Source organism: Mesorhizobium sp. WSM4898, assembly GCF_029625845.1.
Classification (GTDB): Bacteria; Pseudomonadota; Alphaproteobacteria; order Rhizobiales; family Rhizobiaceae; genus Mesorhizobium.
Genome location: NZ_JARTVQ010000003.1, coordinates 468419 through 486985 on the forward strand (window position 1 = coordinate 468419; position 18567 = coordinate 486985).

Consider the following 18567-nt stretch of genomic DNA (forward strand, 5'->3'; position numbering starts at 1 on the left):
GCTGTCGGCGGCATCATCTTGCTGAACATCGCCGGCTGCGGCAGGAAGGCGGTGCCGAATGACCGACATCCGCACTCTTGCCCACGCGCTCGGCGGTGATGTTGCTGGCCGCAACAGGGTTGTATGCCCCGGTCCCGGCCATAGCCGAAACGACCGGTCTCTAAGTGTCACGTTCGATGGCTCGGCCTTCACTGTCCATAGCTTTGCCGGCGATGATTGGCAGACCTGTAAGGATTATATCCGCGAGCGTCTGGGTTTCCCGAAATGGGAACCGGGGGACGGCCAGGACCGACGTGTTCCGGCAGAACATCTGCGCGCGTTCGATGCTGCCTCGGTCGACCACGAAACGAACGATCTCCGCCGAACCGAAGACGATTTGATCCGTATTCGTCGCGCGCGGGATCTCTGGGATGAAAGCCTCGACCCACGCGGAACCTTGGTTGAAACCTATCTGCGCGGGCGCTGCCTTGAACTCGGCGACGACCTCGCCGGCAAAGTGCTGCGCTTTCATCCTCGCTGCCCTTGGCGGGACGAAAACAGCGGCAAGACTGTCTTGCTCCCGGCTCTCATCGCGGCGTTCCGCTCCATCGATGACGATCAGGTCACAGCCATTCACCGAATCCCCTTGCGGCCCGATGGCAACAAGCTCGGGCGCCGTATGCTTGGCGCTGTGCACCGTGCAGCGGTCAAGCTCGATCCGGTCGGAACAGACCTTGCAATCGGCGAAGGCATCGAAACCGCCATGGCGGCACGCCAGCTTGGCTATAGCCCGGCATGGGCGCTCGGCTCTGTCGGCGCGATTTCCTTCTTTCCGGTGATCAGCGGCGTCAAACGTCTCTTGATCCTGGGCGAAGCTGGAAAGGCAAGCGAACAGGCGGTGAGGATCTGCGGCCAGCGTTGGCAGAAAGCGTGGCGGCGCGTCGCCGTCGTCCAGCCCGAAACCGGCTCTGATCTCAACGATGAACTGATTTCGAGGGTGCGGCGCCATGGCTGACGTTATCCCCCTCATCGATCATCACACCTTCACGGCAGCAGATCTCCAGCACATGGAGTTCGAGCCGCTACGCTACGTCATCCCAGGCTATCTGGCGGAGGGCGCGACACTGTTCGCAGGCAAGCCCAAGCTCGGCAAGTCGTGGCTTGTGCTCGATTGGTGCATCTCCGTCGCGATCGGCGGCTATGCCCTCGGCTCGATCAAATGCGAACAGGGCGACGTTCTATATGCCGCCCTCGAAGACAATCAGCGCCGACTTCAGCGCCGCATGCGCCAGGTCATCCCCGATCGCCAGGCTTGGCCAGACCGGTTGACGCTACGCACCACAATGAAGCGACTTGACGACGGTCTGATCGACGAAATCCGGGCATGGGCGCAGGCTTCGCCAAATCCCCGCCTGGTCGTCATCGATACCCTCGCCAAGGTGCGCCCTCCAGGCAAACGCACCGATAATCCATACGAATCTGACTACCAGGCAGTGGCGCCGTTCCTGAGCCTCGCGGCCGAAATGGGCGTGGCAATCATCATCGTGCACCACACCCGCAAAGCCGAGGCCGACGACCCGTTGGACATGGTTTCCGGCACGACCGGCCTCACCGGTGGCGTCGACAGCGTCATGGTGCTGACCAGGGACGGCCAAGGCACCGTGCTGACGGGACGCGGACGCGACTTGGACGACTTCGAGAGCGCGGTGAAACTGGACAATAGCGGGCGCTGGACGCTGCTCGGCGATGCCGACGATGTTCGGCGCAGCAAAGAGCGGAACCGTATCCTGGAGGCTGTCGAGCGGCTTGGTGAGGCCGGCCCAAAAGAGATCGCCGATGCCACCAACATGAAGGCCAACAATGTTCGGTATCTTCTGACGCAAATGGCTAGTGCCGGAGAGCTCGAAAAGCTGGAACGCGGCCTATATCGGGTGCCCACAGTAGGAAGGCCCCTAACATCGCTAACATTGCTAACGGAGCCTGCTAAATGTTAGGGTTGTTAGGGATGTTAGGGGGGGTTTTCTTTAATTCCCCATTTTGGCAGGGAATGGCAGGAAGTCGTCAGGGGCAAGCCCTAACATTGCCCCTAACATTCCGACAAGCCGGTGGCAGTCTGACGAGCGGCTTCAGCGAAAGGAGCCGTCGCCTGTTCGACACTGCCCGCCGCGTTGTCGACCTTGCCAATGCGCTTCAGGATCCGGCCGCGCAGCAGAGCAAGGCGCGCGGCTCGATGCAGATCGGCGCGCTTTCGGCCGCGCATGTCCAAGGGTTCGAAAATCATCATGTCAGCCAACGTCCCCATCTGACGTTTGTTCCGGCTGCGGCGGGAGGCATCCGATGACCTCCAGCCCTGACCCACAACTCGAAGCCTATGTCGCCGCGGCAGAAGCCGCGCTGGCGGACCTCCGTCGGTACATCGGGCGCGACCCGGTCACCATCGTTCAACAAGAGGAACCGTCGGGACGATTCCCGGAGCCTGATCGACGCCCTAATCTGATCGGCAGGGATTGGATCGAGGCAGGAGAAGCGGCGAGCCGATTCAACATCTCGAAATCGAAGGTGCGAAGGTTATGCCGGGATGACGACCGATTGTCGTGGAAGGTCGTCGGCCGCTGGTACGTTTCGGTCCCTGGCATGAGGGCAACGCTGGGCTTCGAGTAGCATGCACGTTTTGAACGTTTTGGACGTTTCGGCCAGTTGGGGATGGACGTTTCGAAGCTCATCTTCGCGGCATCGAAACCCAATAAGGCGAGAGCGCCGTGATCCAAAACATTCTCAAGACCATTCGCGGCCAGGCAAAGAGCGTTGCCGATCTGGAGCGCGCACTTGCCCAGATCGATATCCCCGGCCTTGAAGCCGATGCCGAGAAGCTGGAGGACGATCGGCGCCGGGCGTTGTTGGATGGCACCGACAAAGATGTCGAAGCGGTCGAGCGCAAGATCGAGGTGGCAAACCGCGAGATAGAACGAGCCTATGCCGCCAGGTCCGAACTTGAGCGCCGGATCGAACAGGCCCGCAATGCAGAGGCGGAGCAAGTCAAGTTTGCCCGATACGATGCCGCCAAGGCTCAGGCCGACGCTGCAGCCAAGGAATTGCGGAAGGCATATCCCGAGATCGGGAAACGCTTCGCCTCTCTGCTAAAGGTGCTGGCCGAGGCCTCGCTAGCTGTTGAGGAAGTTAATCGCAACCTTCCCGACGGTGCGGCACCTCTGCAGGATCCTGAAGTGGAGGTGCGCGCCAAGCTCGGCGAGCCAGAGAAAACAATCAGCGAAGAGCCAGTCGACGTATGGTGCTATTCGGCCGCGCGCGACAACTCAGTTCTTCCGCAGGAGATGCAGGACGAGCTGAACGCAAAATATCGCGGCTCGGACCAGGGAGTCATCTCGTCCGGCAGTGCGGGTGGCATGATCAGCGTCACTCGGCGTCGCCTCATTCGCAGAAGCTATATCCCTCGAAGCACCAACGTACTGCCCTCGCGCCTAACGGCAGTTGCGCTGCCAGGTCTCAAGGTCGGTGATCCCGCTTTCTGGGACGGACCAGCCTATACGGATGCCCGCACAGTGCTTGCCACCCTTGCACGCCTCGCCGAGGCCCGCCCAGCGCCTGCGATCAACGCGGCCGACGTAATGACGGAGTACGCAGATCCAAAGGCCGCCGAAGCTGACGACCTCGAAGCTGAACAGAGCAGCGGAGGCGAGACATACAGGCAGGCCGCGCGTAACTCGTCGCGAGGTAGGATATCGGCTGTCGCTCAGCAAGAGGAAGCCCATCCGGCGACGGTGGCCGGTCACACTCGAGTCGATGCCGAACCTTCGCATCCGTCCCTCAGACTTCCGAAAGGTGCAGAGGGTGTCTCGCCTTCCCATCATGGCTTCTCCCCATCAACGCGTGACGGTCGCTGGCCTCATGGTCTGTGAGGCTGCGAACGTGGTCGTGAAGCATCCAACACCAATTGCCTCGCCGTTCCTGTCAGTCCGGCATAGGCATAGGGCCCGGCTCAGCCTGGACAGCGGGAGTCGGGCCCGCTCCTTCACAACTCCGTTGGCTTGCCCTTGGTCTTCCTTTCCTGACGTCGAGCCCCTTTATTCATCGACGAAAGGCGCGGCTGCTGGTGGCAGCTATGCGTCGCAGCCGGGGCGGTACAGAGCCCGTCTCGGCTGCACCGGCATTTCCAGCCAGAGATTGGGTCCTTGGAAAACCGCTCGCCTAATGCGGGTCGGCGCAGCCCTTTTCAACTCTAGGCACAGACTTTCAAATCTTGCGCATGACCACGCGCACGACCTCCAACCCAATGGGCGCTCGCCATTCCCGCGCATGTTCGAAGTAAAGGAGGCAGCCGCATGTCCGCATCGTTGATGTCCATCGCTGAATATGCCGCCTGCGTTGGCCTCAACCCCTCAACGATCTCCCGAGGCGTGAAGAAAGGCACCATCCCAGTCGTGGAACTAGCAGATGGCCGGCGCCTGATCGACCGTGACGCCGCCGACAAAGCCAGACGGGAAAACGGCAACATCGCGCGCTGCCATGGTGGGCGGGCCGATCGAGCGATCCGTCGAGAGGGCTTGTGGCAGCGGAAAAACCAGACCGGCTACGCCCCAGAGAGCCGGGCAGTCCTGAACTTCATGAACCGGGCATGGCTGGCGTTGATGCGCCGCGGCATGACGGTTCTAGGCGCCGCCGAGATCGACCAGGTACGCGCACTACTCGTCCTGTCGGAACTGACGCAATTCTTGGCCGTGGCGCTGCACGACGACGCAAGATCCGATTACCGCCGATTTCTTGAGCCGGAAAACTGGCCATCCTTCGCTGACGAGGATGCCCAGCAATTCCTTTCGAAGTGGGGCGAGGAGGAGATCGTCGGCTCGGGCATTTGGACCGACGAAGATCACGGCCTCCCCGACGGGGCAGAATTCTACGAACAGGTGTCGGACGCGACCTTCGCGGCGTTTCCACCCTGAAAAATTGAGGAAACTTGAACATGACCATTCCCAGCATATTCGCCGACCACTGGCACCGAGCACTCGATGCCAAGGACATCGACGCGATCAGCTTCCGCGACGAGGCCGACGCAATCGCGTTCTTTGCCGCTACCTCCAATCGTGGCTGTTTCCTGAGCCTTTCGGATCAGCACAAGGAAAGCGTCATCGCACTGCGCAACCGCTATCCGGACGAGTCCCTGCGAGCGACGTTGGACTTGCACGCCAAGGACAGGAAGACCGGCACATCGCCGCGATTCATCGGCTCCTGCTCCACCGGGAATAAGTCACCGACCGTCCAGCAGCTACAAGCCGAAGCGGCCGCGATCAGCGAGCTGGTCGATACCATGCCGCAGGCCAAGCCGCGCAGTTATTGGGACAAGGCCATCGCAAAGACCAACGCGAGATTGGGACTCTAGCCCATGGCAAAGAACACCATCACGCAACGCATTGCGCTTGAAGGCGGCGACACCATCAAGGATCAGCTCCTTGCGCTCGGAAAGCAGGGCGAGGCAGCTTTCAAGGCCATACAGGCCGCGGCCAACAAGGCGGATTTCCAGAAGTTCAGCGCCAGCCTTTCTAAGGTCCGGTCGGACCTCGCAAACGTCGCCAAGAACTTCGCGCTGCTCGGCACCGGCCTTGCGGCAGGCGCTACCGCAGCCGGGGCGGCTGTATTCGGTTTGGCGAAATCATCCGGTGAAGCTGCCGACAATGCCGGGAAGAATGCGGAAAAGACCGGCCTTCAGGTCGAGGCGTATGGCAAGCTCGAATTCGCAGCCAACATGGCCAATGTCAGCACCGAGCAGTTCATCGGCGGCATGTCGAAGCTCAACAAAGCCATAGCCGAGGCGGCCAAGGGCACGACCAAGGCCGGAGGCGTGCTCGACGCGACCGGGGTCCAGGTCACCCGCTTCGGCGGAGCGGCACAGAAGGCAGCCGACGCCACTAAACAGGCCGGCACGGTGTTTGATCGGCTCGGTGTCAAAATCAGAGACGCGAACGGCAACCTTCGGTCAAACGAGGCAATCCTGCTCGACGTCGCCGACGCCTTCGCCAAGATGCCCGACTCCGCGCTCAAATCGGCTCTGGCAATCGAGCTCTTCGGCAAAGCCGGCGCCGAACTGCTTCCGTTCCTGAACCAGGCTAAGGCCGGCATCCTCGATCTCGGCAAGCAAGCGGAACAACTCGGCATTGTCCTGACAAAGGATCAGGCGGCAATTGGCGACGCGCTCGGCGACAGCCTGGACAGCGTGAAGAAGGCGATTGCTGGCACGCGCCTGCAGCTCGGCCTTCTGTTCGCTCCAGGCATCACTGCGCTGGCCAACGGTTTCGCCGAGATCATCAACGAGAACCGCCAGGCGCTGATCGAATTCGCCGACACAATCAACCGGAACGTCCTAAGCGTCGTCGGCGATCTTCTGCACCTTCTCAGCGGTAACACCGAGAACATCAAGAACCCTTGGGTGAAAGAATGGTCAGCCGCAATCGTCCAATTCGGCTCGGACGTGTCGGGCGTCTTCAATGGCCTCGTCCTGCCAGCCCTGAAGGCTCTGCGGGAAGGCGCACAGTTCGTCGCCGAGCAGATCAACAAGATATTCGGCACCGACATCACCGCAGGCGAGCTTGCGATAGGCGCCGCAGTCTTGTCCCTTGTGGGCGCCTTCAGCCTGCTCGGCAGCACGATTGCCGCTGTGTTGGCAGGCATCGGCTTCCTGGCCGGTCTTGTCTTGGGCATTCCACTGGCGATCGCTGCCGCGGCCGTGGCTGCCGGCGTGGCCATAGGCATCTTCTGGGAGGACATCCAAGCGGGAGCGGCCGCAGCCTGGGAGTTCATCACCGATGGCGCCGCAAGCGCCTGGCAGACCGTCACCGACGGCGTCACGGGCCTATGGGAGGCGATCGTCGGCGCGTTCGAAACGGGCCGGCAGTCTGCCGTCGATACCTTCAACGGCATTGTCGACGCGATCACCAACGCATGGAACGGCTTGATCGAACGGCTCGGCGCGATCGCTCAGCAGATCGTCGACCGGATAGCCGGCTGGTTCGGCTCCTTGCCAGCGCGCGTTACCAACGTCTTTAACAGCTTGGTAAGCATCGCCAGCAGCGTCCTCAATCGAATCTCGTCGCTGGTCGATAGCATTGTCTCTAAAGTTCAAAAGGCGATTGATCTCGCCAAGCAACTCGTCGGCCTTGGCGGCGGCGATAGCGGCGGATCGACCCAGGGTTTCGCCCGCGGCGGTTACCTCGCCCACGGCCCAGGCACCTCGACCAGCGACTCGATCCTGGCACGGCTTTCCGTCGGCGAGTTCGTCATCAGGGCGAAGGTCGTGAAGGCGCTCGGGGCCGATTTCTTCCATGCCCTAAATAACGGCTTCCTGCCCTCTCTGGACCGACTGAAAGGGTTCAGCATCGGCGGCATTGTCGACAACATGAACCGCTCGCTGTCTATGCCTCGCTTCGCCGCTGGCGGGCCTGTGCTGGACAATCTGGCGCCTGCCTCGCCCTTTGGCGGCAGCATCAGCAAGCTTGTCCGCGTCGATCTTCAATATGGGCCGACCCGCAACGAGGTGGCGCAAATGATTGCCGAGGATTCGGCTGTTGATAAACTCTACCGGTTCGCCATTGGCGAAAGTCTCACAAGCGCTGGAAGGAGGCCTGGACGTAGATGACCGAGAAACCAGAGGCATGGTGGCGCCCGCCGCCGGAACATGAGGGCCGGACAGAGCAGAACCGGCTCAAATTCAAGGCCCAGTTCGGCAGCTTCGAAGCTGTCGAGTTCGATAGCTACTGGATCGGCACGTCGATGGACGGGAAGTACCTCGCTTTCCAGTTCCATCGACCCGACGGCTCGATTCATCGGTTTGCGCTGCCCGACACCATGGCGCAGCAGTTCCTCACCGAGATAATGGGCACGATCGAGGAGATGGGAAAGCGCCAGCTGGCCGCCATCGAGATCAAAGAGGGCAAAGCCTAATGCCCGTCCTCGCCTTCATCGCCTCGCTCGCCGTCGTCGGCGCGCTGCTGCTGCATTAGGAGAGTCGAGACATGAAGCAGGATCTGGAAGACCTCGCCAAACTCCGCGCCGCTCTGGTCACCGAGGTGGACAAGCTCGGCCATCTGACTGCCCAGGCGGAAGCGTGGGTCGCAGCGACGGCGGAGGAGCGGAAACAGATCGTTGCCGACGTCGAGCGTCGCGGCCAATTGAAAACGCTGCTGCTTGGCCTTGAGGCGGCTCGCGAATTCCATGAGCGCTCGGAAGCGATGTTTCGTGACGTGATCAATCAGATTGGTCAAATCTGATGACTGGCTACGGCTCGATCGACAATCCGGTCCCGCTCGACCCGTTCACCTGGGTGACCGAAGTCCATTGGACAGGCACGTTCCTGATGGTCTCGTTCGGCATGAAGATGACCTCGACACCGCAGGGAGAGCGTGGCATCGGGCCTGGGTCGCCCTTTGTCGATCCGTTTACGGAAGCCTTCGTCACCGAGGCGATGCCAGAATACAATCCATCGCAGCCAAGCGTGAAGGTCTCCAAAGGCAGTGGGTTCGAAAACGTTCCGTCATCGGAGGTATCGCTTACCGGCATGCCCGACGCTCCGGCTGCCTCGACGTGGGATGCATGGAAGGTTCAAGGCATCAATGTTCCAGTGAATGGCCTCTATTCTCCCTTCATCAGGTGGATCGCGCCGAGCGGCTCTCCGCCTGATGTAAAATGGCCAGGCGCCAGGAGTTTTGTTGCAACCAAGATCGCGCATGGCGAAGTTGTAGCCCAAGAAATCATCAGCGAGCCGCTACCGGCACCTTTCGCGGGCGATGTTCCGCTCTGGGCGACCTTCAACCCGACCCTGGCACAACAATCCACCTTCTCGCTCGATATGGCGGGCCTCTCGGCGACCTACAAAGACCGGACCTATTTGCCGATCGGCATCAAGGTTACCGATCAGCTCGAATTCAACACCGGCACGCTTTCCGTGCTGCTGAAAAAGCAGCCGGCAACCTAAGGGAACTCTGGCGATGATGCTCGGAACACTGTCACAACGCCCGCGGATCGCGCCCTACCGGCCCGAATGGGTGCCCGAGGCTGCGACCGTATTCCTCGATTTCGTCAACGGCCATTATTACGCCGGAGGGCAGTCGCGGAATGTTGCAAGCATCCTGGGTGGCGGGTTCGATGCCGGCCAAATCTTCGACGGCGGCATGCTGATCGCCTATGAAAACAGCAACCGCCCGAAGGCGATCGGAGCGCTGTTTTCCGACCTCGTCGCGGGCCTCGCCGCAGGCTGCACTGTCGTCATCGAACTCAACCATCAGAACGTCCCGGACGGTCCATATCTGATGTGGCTCGACGCCGCCTCGCAGGATCTCGCCTCGAACGACGTAGACTTCGGCGCCGGTTCCATGACCGCCTACGTCGAGGATTTCTCGGACATATTCTTTACCGGCGGCAATCTTTCCTCGACCGGCTCCCACATTGTCACGGCCACCCTCAACCGCGACAGTGGGGACGGCAGCCGCGAATATGCTGTCTCCGTCGATGGTGGCGCCTTCGTCACCCAAACGGTCAGCTATGATCCCTTCTCGCCGGTGGACACGATCCTGATCGGTCATGACGGCGATGAATCATATGTTCTAGACAATACCCTGGTCCGCTCGATTACCCTCTATCCACCGCAGGCGACACCACTACTGGCCGCCGGCACGCCGGTGCCGGATTCAATGGTTGGCCTTGCCTATAGCGCCCAGATGAGCGCGACGGGCGGTACCCTGCCTTACAGCTTCTCGATCGCCTTCGGCGCACTGCCGGCTGGCTTGAGCATCAATGCATCGACAGGCGAGATATCGGGCACGCCCAGCGGCACCGGCGTTTCCGCGGGCATCGTGGTGCGCGCCACCGATGCCGACGGCAACACCGACGACCTGCCGTCCTTCACCATTACGGTCCGGAACACGCTGATCCGGCTGGTGGATCAGAAAAACCACATGGGCGCAGCGACCTTCACGCTGACTGGCGTGAATTTCGGCCCAGCCACCGCCCGAAGCGCCATCGCCATCATCGCCACGGGCGCCGGGGCATCGCACAGCGTGGACGCCATGACCATAGGCGGCGATGCCGCGAGCGGCCAGAAGACCACCAATGACCGTTCCGCCGCCATCTATTTCGCTGATCCATCTGGCACCAGCGGCAGTGTCGATGTCACCGTTTCGGCCAGCAACATCTTTGTCGAGTTCGCAGTGTTCGCGCTCTATGGGGTCGATGCCAGCATCTTCGATAGCGATAGCCTGGTCGACTCCAGCGGGAGTAATGACAGCTTCAACGTATCGCTCAACACCGATGCCAATGGCATCGTGCTGGCTGCGCTGTGCGCCAACGTCAGGACAGTCAATGTAACATGGACAGGGCTGACCGAGATGACTGATTTCGATCCCGCCGGAGCTGCCAACGAGCGCAGTTCCACCGCCGCGCTGATGGACAGCACTTCGACCACGCTTTCTGTCACGGCCGACACGTCAGGCACCACTGGCGCCGCGCTGGTCGCGGTCTCTTTTCCGGCAGTTTAGCGGGGATATTCTTGGCCCGTTGCGGCTTCAGCCAGCGAAAGCGTGGACGATCGCGAAGCCGATGCCGATTGCAACGCCGGTGGCGAGGCTCTCAGCGAGCCGCAGCACAATCGCGCCGTAGCGGTCCCGCAGACGCGCTGGCGAGGCTCTGAGGGCGGCAGCGATGTCATCGAAAGCGTGTTCCATGCCCAGGATTCTAGATCGGAACGCGTCGGATGTGAATCCCCTCGATATGGCGTCATCGCGCCAAGGTCTGAAAAATTTCCGGCATCGCGGAACACCTCGCATTTGACGAAGTTTGGGGGCACGGCGGGCAAACTCCCCCTCCTCCCGCCGGTCGGGGTACTCCAAGGCCCCCGGAGAAGAGCCCGCTCGCGTCCCCCAATCCCCGGCGGGCTCTTTCATGTCTATCAGCGGAACCTGAAATGCCCGTCACTCCTGGCAGGGAATGGCGGGCACTCTCTCGCTACCGGCAAGGAAGGGACTCATGCTCGCCGGCATCGATCAAACTAAGGAACGGGCCTTATGTTTCAGCAAAGGGACCAAAGCGTCAGATCCTCCGACTTCGGTCGCATTATCGGCGCAAGGGAACATTCCACAAATCGGCAAGTTGGGGCTCGCGGCGCGTCAGAGACCCGCGTCGCTGGGTTGCACAGACCCCGGAGCCCGTTCGCCATCCCTCAAGGCGGCGGGCTCTTGCCTTTCCGGCGGTAAGGTGGCCCGGTGGCCGTTTGGGTGGCTTAGGGGCGGCCACCGGGCCTTGGCCGACAGGGGTAAGTGCCGGCGAGCCAGTTTATGCGCGTCTGCTAATAAATGGAAATTCAGCCAAAAGACCGAACTCGCCTCTTAGGGCACACGTTTCGTCTGCCGCCGCCGCCACATCCTATTGTCCGTCTGGCGATCATCATTTGGACATTCGGAGCCAGGTAGCATTGGCCCTTCGGGGCTAAATACAATTCCCGCATTCTCCAGGGCGTGGCGGATAGCGGCAACATGGCGGGGATTCGGGTTCTTCGACCCGTTCTCAAATTCGATGATCGTTGGTTCGCTAATATGCGCTCTGGCAGCGAGCCGCACTCGCGACCAGCTCAACAGAGCTCGTGCGGCTTTTGATTGTTCCCCCGACAGTAGGGCTCGTCTGTGCATAGGCGTTGAACATTCAACGTCCCTAAAATATGCCGTCGGCTTCGTCAGGGATCCTCAAATATTCGTGAGCCCGCGCGCACACCCCGCGCCCCCCCCCGAACGCGAAATCCCGACCAGAAAAAGGTCTCGTTCATTTCCTCAGCCTCACACCAGCGCCGCCGCTGATCATTGACTATTTGGCTTGTCGGGCGCGTAAAATATCAGGTTCGCCCAACCCAGGGCGGACCAACTCAGAGAGGATGTTATGAAGATGAATCGACGTAATGCTCTCGCCCTTGGTGCCACCTCGTTGGCCGCCCCGCTATTGGCCGCAAAGTTCACTCCGGTGTCGGCCAAGACCTATGGCCCGACTGAGGGCAAAGAGATTTTTCCTGGCGTACGGCTAGTCGAGCGGGGGACACGAGACTCCCATATCAAGGGGTATAAGAAAATCGTCATGGAAGACGTGATTTATCAGCCGAAAGGAACCAGCCCGCTGGGGGATGTGATGGCCGACGACATGGTCTGTACGGTCACTGAAGGCGAACTGGAAGTGACCGCCGGCGATATGAAGTTCACGGCCAAGGAAGGCGACGTTTGGAGCTGCGGCAAGGGCAGTACGAAAGAGGCTGCTACGAACAATGGAACAGTGGTCGCGGTGATGCGCGTCATTAACCTGAAGGTCGCATAAGTCAGACGCGGCGCGGAAATAGCGCTTGCCAGACCAAAGGCGGCGTTTGACATGTCCATGACAACGGAGCGGCCCGGTAGCTCTGGGACTGTGTGTGTAGCGTCCACCGGGCCTAACCGGCGGGGGCTCCGACGAGAACACGGCGCCGGCTGACGCTATATACGCCCTTGCTGATATGTCGGCTACATCCATAAAGACGAAGCCGGAAAATCACTGGACGATCTGGCTACGCAGTCCGTGCAAGGTGATTGGCGTCTGCGCCGGCTCCGACCGGCCCTGTGAATGCATCAGCGCATACGCGCACAGTGCGGCCATCAGAATGCTTGCGGCCATTCCGATTATATCGCGCTGCCGGCTGCGCCAGACCGCGCTGGCGACCATCACAAGGCCGATTGCGGCGATGTAGAGCGGGGCCATTTCAGGGCTGCGTCAAGCCGATCCGGCAGGCTGCACTGTCAATGTCTCGTCCTGACGCGTCGACATCAGCGCTCCCGAAAGCCGTTTCGCCCGGAGCCAGATTGGATATCAGGGCGCCACCAGTTTGCACCGCCTTCCCGGTGCCATCCATGAAGGCACAATCGACATAGACTGACCGGTAGGCTTCCGATCCTGCGTTTGCGACGCGCACGATGGCTTTGGCCACCTGCCGGCGGTCGATCGTCAGTGAATCGACGGTCACGCTCAATCCGGACGCTATAAGAACAATAGCGCTCAGCATGGCGATCAGCCGACCGTGCGCTCGATCGTGACCTTCTTGCCGCGAGACAAAAGCACCAGCAACCCTAGAATAATGTCGCCGAATACCCAAATCCAGAGCAGCACGCCGACGGCAATGGTGCCCCCGATCGCCGTCCCGACGTGAGAGGCCGCATCGGTCGTTGCCTGATATTGTTCGCTTGCCCCTTTGATCCCGGCGAACATCCACAGCCCCATGAGGCCATTGAAGGCCAAGAACACCCACCAGAACAGCGTCCCAAAGAAGCCGCGCTTCCTGACCTCGACTCGCTCAATATGCGGCATAGTAAAAGCCCTCCCCTTGTTTCCCCAATACAGCATCGCGCAACTCGCAGACTCGCGCAAGCGGGCTCCCCGAAGGGAGCGGCCGAGCGGTGTAGGGACAGCGGCGGCGGGGAACGCGCACTGGTATGGCTTTTGCACCAAGCTATCAAAACGAACCACTTTTCTATACATTGCTCGGCCGTGTATAGATTGACCCTCGCCCTCGCCCTGGTGCTCACCTGTGGCCCCGTGTCCGCAGCAGAGCACTGGTTTGCTCATGACGGCGACACGCTGTGGCATGACAAGAACCGAGTTCAGTTGCTCGGTATCGATGCCCCCGAACTTTCGCAGCCGTGTTTTGATGCCGCTGACAAGATCTGGCCCTGCGGCAGGTATGCGCGTGACCACATTCGCCATCTCATAGCCTCGGGTGATGTATTCTGCATCATCGAAGGCAAGGACCGCTATGACAACGATGTCGGCGTCTGCTTCGTGGGGACCATTGATCTCGGGCGCGACCTGGTGAAACACGGATTGGCGGTAGCCGACACTCGATACCTTGCCGAAGAGCGCGAAGCCCGCATTGCCAAACGTAACTTGTGGGCCGGGAGCTTTATCGATCCCGGCGAATATAGACGGGGCGGACGCCCATAGCTGCTATCGCCGCAGTGCGCTCACTCACATCTTCCTCAGCCTCACACCAGCGCCGCCGCCATTCTCGGGGATGAACTCGACTCCGACGGATTCCAATGCCGACCGCACAGCGCCAAGGTTGTTCGCCATCCCGGCGGCTTCACCTTGGCTGGCTTCCATGCGCTTGAGCGTGGGGACGGAAATATTCGCCTTCGCAGCCAAGTCGGCCTGGGTGATGCCTACGAGAGCGCGGGCAGCAGCAATTTGTCGGCCAGTCAGTTTGTCCATTAGTATCACAATTATCCCAAAGTATTGACTATTGGCTTGCACTGAGCCATTGGTATCACGTTGATACGCTAATCTCAACGGAGAACACAATGCCGAACACAATCGTTCCGGCAGCCGGCGAAGCTATGCCCGCTGCCGAGGGAATGCAGATCATCACCGGGCGATTTTCCCGACGTGCCATGCTTGTCGGCGCGATCGCCTCCATTCCGACCATAGCGGGCGCTGTAGCGGCGCCGGCCATATCGAACGCGGCTGACGTCCATCCGGACGCCGAACTCTTCAGGCTCGACGCGGAAATGGATGCCCTTCAGGCGCGATCGGACCAGATCGGGCGGGATCTGGCGCAGATCGAGGAAATGGCCGAGGAAGCGGCGGGGCCTCGGCCTATCAATCCGAGCGACTGGAAATGCGCATCTCAGCCCGACGATATCAGGGAAATGAAAGCCGCTTGGCTGGATAAAGCCCGTCATCTCAGTGTGGAGGAAGGGCGCGCTCTATGCCCGGTGCGAGTGAGGGAATGGCTTGACGCGTGGCAAGACGAAAGGGACCGTGTTCAAGCAGCATGGGATAGCTACTCCAAGCGTCGCTTTGCCCATGCGCAAAGGCTCGGCCTTAGTGCCAAGGAAGAGGAGGACGACGCATGCGCGGCAGATGAGTGGGAGATCGGCCAGCGCATCTTGGCGACGCCAGCCAGCACGTTGGCGGGAATCGCGGTCAAGCTTCGAACGTCTGATCGGCTCGGCTTGGACGACTTCCCGAAGAATGAAGCGTTGGCGTCGATCTCGGCCGACATCCGCCGGATGGTGGAAGGCGGTGCGGCATGAGCAAGATCACCAACGCCGAGGAGATCGAAATCCTGTGGCTTTTCCGCCGGCTCTCGCCAGAGAAGCGGCGCGCGTTCGTTCAGATACTCCATCTGCTCGAACAGGTGGCGCCATGAACGCCGTCATCACAAGCCTGCAGCCCTTCGGCATCCCGGATGGCCTAGATCCTCGCGAATGGCGGATGGCCGTCCAGCGGCGCGTAAACGAACTCCTGGACCAGTCCATGGCGCTCATCACCGCGCTCGACCTCATGGAGGCGGACAGCGAAGACTTGGAGGACGGCGCCGACGCCGAGCCTTGGCTTGGCTGGACCGATCGCGGGCCGCAAGCCAGCAGCAGCATCTGCATGGATGGACGTGGCAGCGCCTACGACGACCGAGAGGCTGAAGACGAGCACGGCGGCGATATCAATGACGAGCCGCAGGCAGACGATAGCGACGACGAGCACTCGCTCGGCTGGACGGAGGAAGGCTCGCAGACGGGCACCCTGGGCTGCTATGGCACCGAAGGGGACTTGGAGCCCGATCTCGGCTTTGTCGGGCACGGCACTGGCTGGCGCAAGGGCGAGGACGCGCTGGACTGGGGCGAGCATGACGACGAGCGGGAGCACGACGAGCGGGAGCCGAATGGCGACGAGACTGACGGACCCTTTGATGGTGATAGCTCTGGCCGCGCCATAGCCGAGAAGATGCTGAAGAACGCTGCGCAGGAGAGGGGAGAGATCGCGACCCGCGCCGATCAAAACCTTCTTCCAGAGCAGAAGAAGGTTTCTGCAGCAGACATCGGACTCACTCATTCAAAGGTCAATCCGTCGCTCGCGTTGCCGGTCCCGCTGCTCGATCCCGACGCGATGGACCTCCGCGCGCATTATTGGGCGGCGAAGAGGTTCTAACGTTTACCAACGTTGACCAACGTTTGTGGCCCGGCGCTTCGGCTCCGGGCCTTTTCATTTTTTGCCCAACGGCTCTTCAATCGAAAACCAGACAATTTCACCGGCCGCGGTTCGGGTCAGGTACCAGCTCTTCCCGGTCTGTCGATCGAGTAAGACCGTTGTCGGCTGAGATTGGCCGGGATTCATGTAGACGGCAATCGACCCGTTCGAGACTTCGTATCGAGGATGGCCGCTATCTGAGCATCCGGCGATGGCAACCAAGCCTACCAAAGCAACTCGCAATTTTCACCCCTCCCGGTCGCGTCCATGGTCTCATGGACTTGCGATAGTTGCAGCAAAGACTTGGCACCGCAATTGGCACCGGACGGGCAGGGAAGGGGCGGGACGAGCGATAACAGGCCGCCTTGTCCGGCAAAGAAAAAGCCCGGAAATCCGGGCTATTCGGGACCATCAAAGACGGCCGGGGATGGCTTCCGACACTTTTCAAGACCGGTGCCTTAAACCGCTCGGCCATCCCTCCATCATGGTCTTTCAACCACCTACGATCGTCGCTATCGGTCAATTTTCAATGGTCGGCGCCAAATTGGCGCCGAGGCATTTCCAACCTTCGCGCTTCATTGCTGTAGTGCGGCGGTCAGGGCTGCGTCAACCACCGCGACGTACCTTCCTGCGGTCGGGACAGACGATGCATTGCCCAGCTGCCCGGTTGGCCGGGCACTTTTATGTCTGTGGCGAAAATGTCACGCAACCAGAATATGCGGCGGCTCAACCTTAGCGCGCTTATTATCCAGCCAAACGAGGCGTACCGTCCTTAGCGGGCAAGGGGACGACCCAGACCGCAAGCGTCTCTCACTTCCTCCCGAACTAGCGCCCGCTACGGAAAACGTGGTGGGCGTCTTCTTGTCCAGTCCGACGGCAACGCCTCCGGCTAGGCGCGAAAGCGTCTCCCAACTGATCCGTGAAACCACTGCTCATATGGATGAACCGAGTTCATCCGTTCGATCTAGGCAGGCCTTGCGGACGCCCATGTTAAACTCCTGGTTGGCGCGGGCAATTCCAGCGCTGTGAGCGCCGGTTGGAAATGGAAGTCCCCCTCCAAAAAGCTGCCCCTCCATCCGGCGCTCATCCACGCAAGGCTCATCCTCGCCGGCAGTTTTTTCCCCGCCATAATCTCGCCCGGTTCCGGCCATAATCGATTAACGTCGTAATAAACATTTCCTGTGCACAAAGAGATTGGGGATCAAGGTGTTGCTGCATTCGGGGGCGCTTGGCTCCGATTGATGGCGGCGAGACTGTAGGGGACAATCGAAAACATGCAGACTTCGGCGCGCCCGCGTCTTCGTCGCGCTCCTGCCTTCGTGCTGTGCGCCCTCTCGGCGGTGCTGCTTGCCGGCTGTACGTCGACGCCGCAACCGAAAGGCATGGTCGACAAGCGGCCGCGCTCCAAGGAGTATTTCGCCGAGTCCGAATATGGCGTGAAGGCGAGCCCGCGCGTTGCCTTCATGCGGCGCGGCGGCGGCCGCGACCAGCTCGGCAAGCCGTACCAGGTGCGCGGCAAGTGGTACTATCCCAAGGAAGATAAGAAGTACGCCAAGGTGGGCCTGGCTTCCTGGTATGGCGATGCCTTCCACGGCCGGCTGACCGCCAACGGCGAAGTCTATGACACGATGCAACTGACGGCGGCGCACCCGACAATGCCGCTGCCGAGCTATGCCCGCGTCACCAATCTCGAGACCGGCAGTTCGATCATCGTGCGCGTCAACGACCGCGGCCCATACCATGAGGGCCGCATCATCGACGTCTCGGAACGTGCCGCGCAAATGCTTGACTATGGCAAGGTCGGCACGGCAAGGGTGAAGGTCGAATATGTCGGTCGGGCGCCTCTCGACGGCAATGATGACCAGTATCTGATGGCTTCCTACCGTCCCGGCAGCAGCCGGCCCGATCCGTCCGACGGCTTGCCGACGGGCGTGATGGTGGCCATGAACGGCCCGTCGCCCAGCCTGTCGATGAGCGATGCACCTCCAGCGGCCGTGCCGTTCCCCGGCCAGCTGACCAGTTCTGGGCAGGCTTTTGGCACGCAGCCCGGTCTGTCGGAGCAGCCCGCCGCGCAACCGGCGATGTCGGGGCAAGCGCAGGGCGCCAGCGATGTCGTGCTGCCGGATTTCGGGCCGATCGTGCCGGAGCGGCCGCAGTTCAGGCTGCCGCCGAACTCGCCTTTTGCCATGGCGTCGCTGTCCTACGCGGATGAGCGCGTCAATCACGCCGACGTCTTTGCCGCCCTCGACGGCAGCGGTATGTCGCCGGCCGACATCCTCCAGTCGTGGAAGAAGTCGAACGGCCAGGAACAGGCGCCGGCCTCCGATTATGTGGCCGCCGGCTCTTTTGACAATGCGGCGCAGGCAAGCCGCGTGGCGGCGGCGCTCGAGCCGTTTGGCAGGACTGAAATCCAGCGCACCGAGCTCGACGGCAACGACTGGTACGCGGTCAACGTCTATCCGGATGGCCATGGCAGCATCGACGACCTGCTGCAGGCGGCCTGGTCGCACGGCGCGCCGGACGCATTGGTTGTGCGAAACTGATCAATTTCGCCCCCGC

At 61.1% G+C, this 18567-nt stretch carries 23 protein-coding genes; 16 read left to right on the forward strand and 7 right to left on the reverse strand.

What is annotated here, in order from left to right; translation table 11 throughout:
• The first annotated feature begins 58 nt into the window (after positions 1 to 58).
• A complete protein-coding gene (locus P9228_RS16975; RefSeq protein ID WP_278054444.1) occupies positions 59 to 994 on the forward strand; it encodes a toprim domain-containing protein in 936 nt (311 codons plus the stop codon).
• Positions 987 to 1973: an AAA family ATPase gene (locus P9228_RS16980; protein ID WP_278054446.1), complete on the forward strand. Its 987-nt coding sequence runs from the start codon at positions 987 to 989 to the stop codon at positions 1971 to 1973. The genes P9228_RS16975 and P9228_RS16980 overlap by 8 nt, the downstream gene beginning before the upstream one ends.
• Positions 1974 to 2065: 92 nt before the next feature.
• Here the strand turns inward: P9228_RS16980 and P9228_RS16985 are convergent, their stop codons facing one another.
• Positions 2066 to 2263 (reverse strand): hypothetical protein, encoded by a 198-nt coding sequence (locus P9228_RS16985; RefSeq protein WP_278054447.1) that lies wholly within the window; start codon positions 2261 to 2263, stop codon positions 2066 to 2068.
• 53 nt (positions 2264 to 2316) lie between these two features.
• On the opposite strand from P9228_RS16985, the gene P9228_RS16990 reads away from it, so the two are divergent.
• The 9 genes from P9228_RS16990 to P9228_RS17030 all read left to right on the forward strand — a co-directional run bounded on the left by P9228_RS16990 (position 2317) and on the right by P9228_RS17030 (position 10517).
• Positions 2317 to 2640 carry a hypothetical protein gene (locus P9228_RS16990; protein WP_278054449.1) on the forward strand — a complete coding sequence of 108 codons (324 nt, stop codon included), beginning with the start codon at positions 2317 to 2319 and terminating at the stop codon, positions 2638 to 2640.
• 98 nt (positions 2641 to 2738) lie between these two features.
• The gene (locus P9228_RS16995; protein WP_278054450.1) at positions 2739 to 3896 is read left to right on the forward strand and encodes a hypothetical protein; all 1158 of its coding nucleotides are present in this window, start codon (positions 2739 to 2741) and stop codon (positions 3894 to 3896) included.
• Positions 3897 to 4319: 423 nt separating this feature from the next.
• A complete protein-coding gene (locus P9228_RS17000) occupies positions 4320 to 4937 on the forward strand; it encodes a hypothetical protein (RefSeq protein WP_278054451.1) in 618 nt (205 codons plus the stop codon).
• Between the two features lie 20 nt (positions 4938 to 4957).
• Positions 4958 to 5374, forward strand: a complete 417-nt coding sequence (locus P9228_RS17005; RefSeq protein ID WP_278054452.1) for a hypothetical protein — start codon at positions 4958 to 4960, stop codon at positions 5372 to 5374.
• A 3-nt stretch (positions 5375 to 5377) separates the two neighbouring features.
• Positions 5378 to 7624, forward strand: coding sequence for a hypothetical protein (locus tag P9228_RS17010; protein ID WP_278054453.1), 2247 nt, complete (start codon positions 5378 to 5380; stop codon positions 7622 to 7624).
• The gene (locus P9228_RS17015; protein ID WP_278054454.1) at positions 7621 to 7929 is read left to right on the forward strand and encodes a hypothetical protein; all 309 of its coding nucleotides are present in this window, start codon (positions 7621 to 7623) and stop codon (positions 7927 to 7929) included. Before P9228_RS17010 ends, P9228_RS17015 begins: the two co-directional genes overlap by 4 nt.
• Positions 7930 to 8000: 71 nt before the next feature.
• Positions 8001 to 8255 carry a hypothetical protein gene (locus P9228_RS17020; RefSeq protein WP_278054455.1) on the forward strand — a complete coding sequence of 85 codons (255 nt, stop codon included), beginning with the start codon at positions 8001 to 8003 and terminating at the stop codon, positions 8253 to 8255.
• Between the two features lie 53 nt (positions 8256 to 8308).
• Positions 8309 to 8959: a hypothetical protein gene (locus tag P9228_RS17025; protein ID WP_278054456.1), complete on the forward strand. Its 651-nt coding sequence runs from the start codon at positions 8309 to 8311 to the stop codon at positions 8957 to 8959.
• A 13-nt stretch (positions 8960 to 8972) separates the two neighbouring features.
• Entirely contained in the window at positions 8973 to 10517 is a 1545-nt protein-coding gene (locus P9228_RS17030) for an Ig domain-containing protein (RefSeq protein ID WP_278054457.1), read from the forward strand.
• A gap of 27 nt (positions 10518 to 10544) precedes the next feature.
• Here P9228_RS17030 and P9228_RS17035 read toward each other — a convergent pair whose 3' ends face one another.
• Both P9228_RS17035 and P9228_RS17040 read right to left on the reverse strand, forming a co-directional pair.
• Positions 10545 to 10703: a hypothetical protein gene (locus P9228_RS17035; protein ID WP_278054458.1), complete on the reverse strand. Its 159-nt coding sequence runs from the start codon at positions 10701 to 10703 to the stop codon at positions 10545 to 10547.
• Between the two features lie 660 nt (positions 10704 to 11363).
• Positions 11364 to 11663, reverse strand: a complete 300-nt coding sequence (locus P9228_RS17040) for a helix-turn-helix transcriptional regulator (RefSeq protein ID WP_278054459.1) — start codon at positions 11661 to 11663, stop codon at positions 11364 to 11366.
• Between the two features lie 250 nt (positions 11664 to 11913).
• Here P9228_RS17040 and P9228_RS17045 point away from each other — a divergent pair, with 250 nt between their 5' ends.
• The gene (locus P9228_RS17045) at positions 11914 to 12333 is read left to right on the forward strand and encodes a hypothetical protein (RefSeq protein WP_278054461.1); all 420 of its coding nucleotides are present in this window, start codon (positions 11914 to 11916) and stop codon (positions 12331 to 12333) included.
• 210 nt (positions 12334 to 12543) lie between these two features.
• Here P9228_RS17045 and P9228_RS17050 read toward each other — a convergent pair whose 3' ends face one another.
• Genes P9228_RS17050 through P9228_RS17060 form a run of 3 tightly spaced genes read right to left on the reverse strand, consistent with a single transcriptional unit; the run spans position 12544 to position 13353 of the window.
• Positions 12544 to 12750 carry a hypothetical protein gene (locus P9228_RS17050; RefSeq protein ID WP_278054462.1) on the reverse strand — a complete coding sequence of 69 codons (207 nt, stop codon included), beginning with the start codon at positions 12748 to 12750 and terminating at the stop codon, positions 12544 to 12546.
• A 1-nt stretch (position 12751) separates the two neighbouring features.
• Positions 12752 to 13051 (reverse strand): FxLYD domain-containing protein, encoded by a 300-nt coding sequence (locus tag P9228_RS17055; RefSeq protein WP_278054464.1) that lies wholly within the window; start codon positions 13049 to 13051, stop codon positions 12752 to 12754.
• Between the two features lie 5 nt (positions 13052 to 13056).
• The gene (locus P9228_RS17060; RefSeq protein ID WP_278054465.1) at positions 13057 to 13353 is read right to left on the reverse strand and encodes a hypothetical protein; all 297 of its coding nucleotides are present in this window, start codon (positions 13351 to 13353) and stop codon (positions 13057 to 13059) included.
• A 189-nt stretch (positions 13354 to 13542) separates the two neighbouring features.
• Between P9228_RS17060 and P9228_RS17065 the strand changes: the two genes are divergently transcribed.
• Positions 13543 to 13986, forward strand: coding sequence for a thermonuclease family protein (locus P9228_RS17065; RefSeq protein ID WP_278054466.1), 444 nt, complete (start codon positions 13543 to 13545; stop codon positions 13984 to 13986).
• A gap of 24 nt (positions 13987 to 14010) precedes the next feature.
• Here P9228_RS17065 and P9228_RS17070 read toward each other — a convergent pair whose 3' ends face one another.
• Positions 14011 to 14262 carry a helix-turn-helix transcriptional regulator gene (locus tag P9228_RS17070; protein WP_278054948.1) on the reverse strand — a complete coding sequence of 84 codons (252 nt, stop codon included), beginning with the start codon at positions 14260 to 14262 and terminating at the stop codon, positions 14011 to 14013.
• An 80-nt stretch (positions 14263 to 14342) separates the two neighbouring features.
• On the opposite strand from P9228_RS17070, the gene P9228_RS17075 reads away from it, so the two are divergent.
• The 3 genes from P9228_RS17075 to P9228_RS17085 all read left to right on the forward strand — a co-directional run bounded on the left by P9228_RS17075 (position 14343) and on the right by P9228_RS17085 (position 18551).
• Positions 14343 to 15077 carry a hypothetical protein gene (locus P9228_RS17075; RefSeq protein WP_278054467.1) on the forward strand — a complete coding sequence of 245 codons (735 nt, stop codon included), beginning with the start codon at positions 14343 to 14345 and terminating at the stop codon, positions 15075 to 15077.
• Positions 15078 to 15189: 112 nt separating this feature from the next.
• Positions 15190 to 15969, forward strand: coding sequence for a hypothetical protein (locus tag P9228_RS17080; protein ID WP_278054469.1), 780 nt, complete (start codon positions 15190 to 15192; stop codon positions 15967 to 15969).
• A gap of 1313 nt (positions 15970 to 17282) precedes the next feature.
• Positions 17283 to 18551 (forward strand): septal ring lytic transglycosylase RlpA family protein, encoded by a 1269-nt coding sequence (locus tag P9228_RS17085; protein ID WP_067321299.1) that lies wholly within the window; start codon positions 17283 to 17285, stop codon positions 18549 to 18551.
• Positions 18552 to 18567: the final 16 nt, after the last annotated feature.

Bases quoted from the DNA above. Each gene is read 5' to 3' on its own strand.
- P9228_RS16975 (WP_278054444.1), top strand. From the start codon at position 59: ATGACCGACATCCGCACTCTTGCCCACGCGCTCGGCGGTGATGTTGCT.
- P9228_RS16980 (WP_278054446.1), top strand. From the start codon at position 987: ATGGCTGACGTTATCCCCCTCATCGATCATCACACCTTCACGGCAGCA.
- P9228_RS16985 (WP_278054447.1), bottom strand. From the start codon at position 2,263: ATGATGATTTTCGAACCCTTGGACATGCGCGGCCGAAAGCGCGCCGAT.
- P9228_RS16990 (WP_278054449.1), top strand. From the start codon at position 2,317: ATGACCTCCAGCCCTGACCCACAACTCGAAGCCTATGTCGCCGCGGCA.
- P9228_RS17000 (WP_278054451.1), top strand. From the start codon at position 4,320: ATGTCCGCATCGTTGATGTCCATCGCTGAATATGCCGCCTGCGTTGGC.
- P9228_RS17005 (WP_278054452.1), top strand. From the start codon at position 4,958: ATGACCATTCCCAGCATATTCGCCGACCACTGGCACCGAGCACTCGAT.
- P9228_RS17010 (WP_278054453.1), top strand. From the start codon at position 5,378: ATGGCAAAGAACACCATCACGCAACGCATTGCGCTTGAAGGCGGCGAC.
- P9228_RS17015 (WP_278054454.1), top strand. From the start codon at position 7,621: ATGACCGAGAAACCAGAGGCATGGTGGCGCCCGCCGCCGGAACATGAG.
- P9228_RS17020 (WP_278054455.1), top strand. From the start codon at position 8,001: ATGAAGCAGGATCTGGAAGACCTCGCCAAACTCCGCGCCGCTCTGGTC.
- P9228_RS17030 (WP_278054457.1), top strand. From the start codon at position 8,973: ATGATGCTCGGAACACTGTCACAACGCCCGCGGATCGCGCCCTACCGG.
- P9228_RS17035 (WP_278054458.1), bottom strand. From the start codon at position 10,703: ATGGAACACGCTTTCGATGACATCGCTGCCGCCCTCAGAGCCTCGCCA.
- P9228_RS17040 (WP_278054459.1), bottom strand. From the start codon at position 11,663: ATGCACAGACGAGCCCTACTGTCGGGGGAACAATCAAAAGCCGCACGA.
- P9228_RS17045 (WP_278054461.1), top strand. From the start codon at position 11,914: ATGAATCGACGTAATGCTCTCGCCCTTGGTGCCACCTCGTTGGCCGCC.
- P9228_RS17050 (WP_278054462.1), bottom strand. From the start codon at position 12,750: ATGGCCCCGCTCTACATCGCCGCAATCGGCCTTGTGATGGTCGCCAGC.
- P9228_RS17055 (WP_278054464.1), bottom strand. From the start codon at position 13,051: ATGCTGAGCGCTATTGTTCTTATAGCGTCCGGATTGAGCGTGACCGTC.
- P9228_RS17060 (WP_278054465.1), bottom strand. From the start codon at position 13,353: ATGCCGCATATTGAGCGAGTCGAGGTCAGGAAGCGCGGCTTCTTTGGG.
- P9228_RS17075 (WP_278054467.1), top strand. From the start codon at position 14,343: ATGCCGAACACAATCGTTCCGGCAGCCGGCGAAGCTATGCCCGCTGCC.
- P9228_RS17080 (WP_278054469.1), top strand. From the start codon at position 15,190: ATGAACGCCGTCATCACAAGCCTGCAGCCCTTCGGCATCCCGGATGGC.
- P9228_RS17085 (WP_067321299.1), top strand. From the start codon at position 17,283: ATGCAGACTTCGGCGCGCCCGCGTCTTCGTCGCGCTCCTGCCTTCGTG.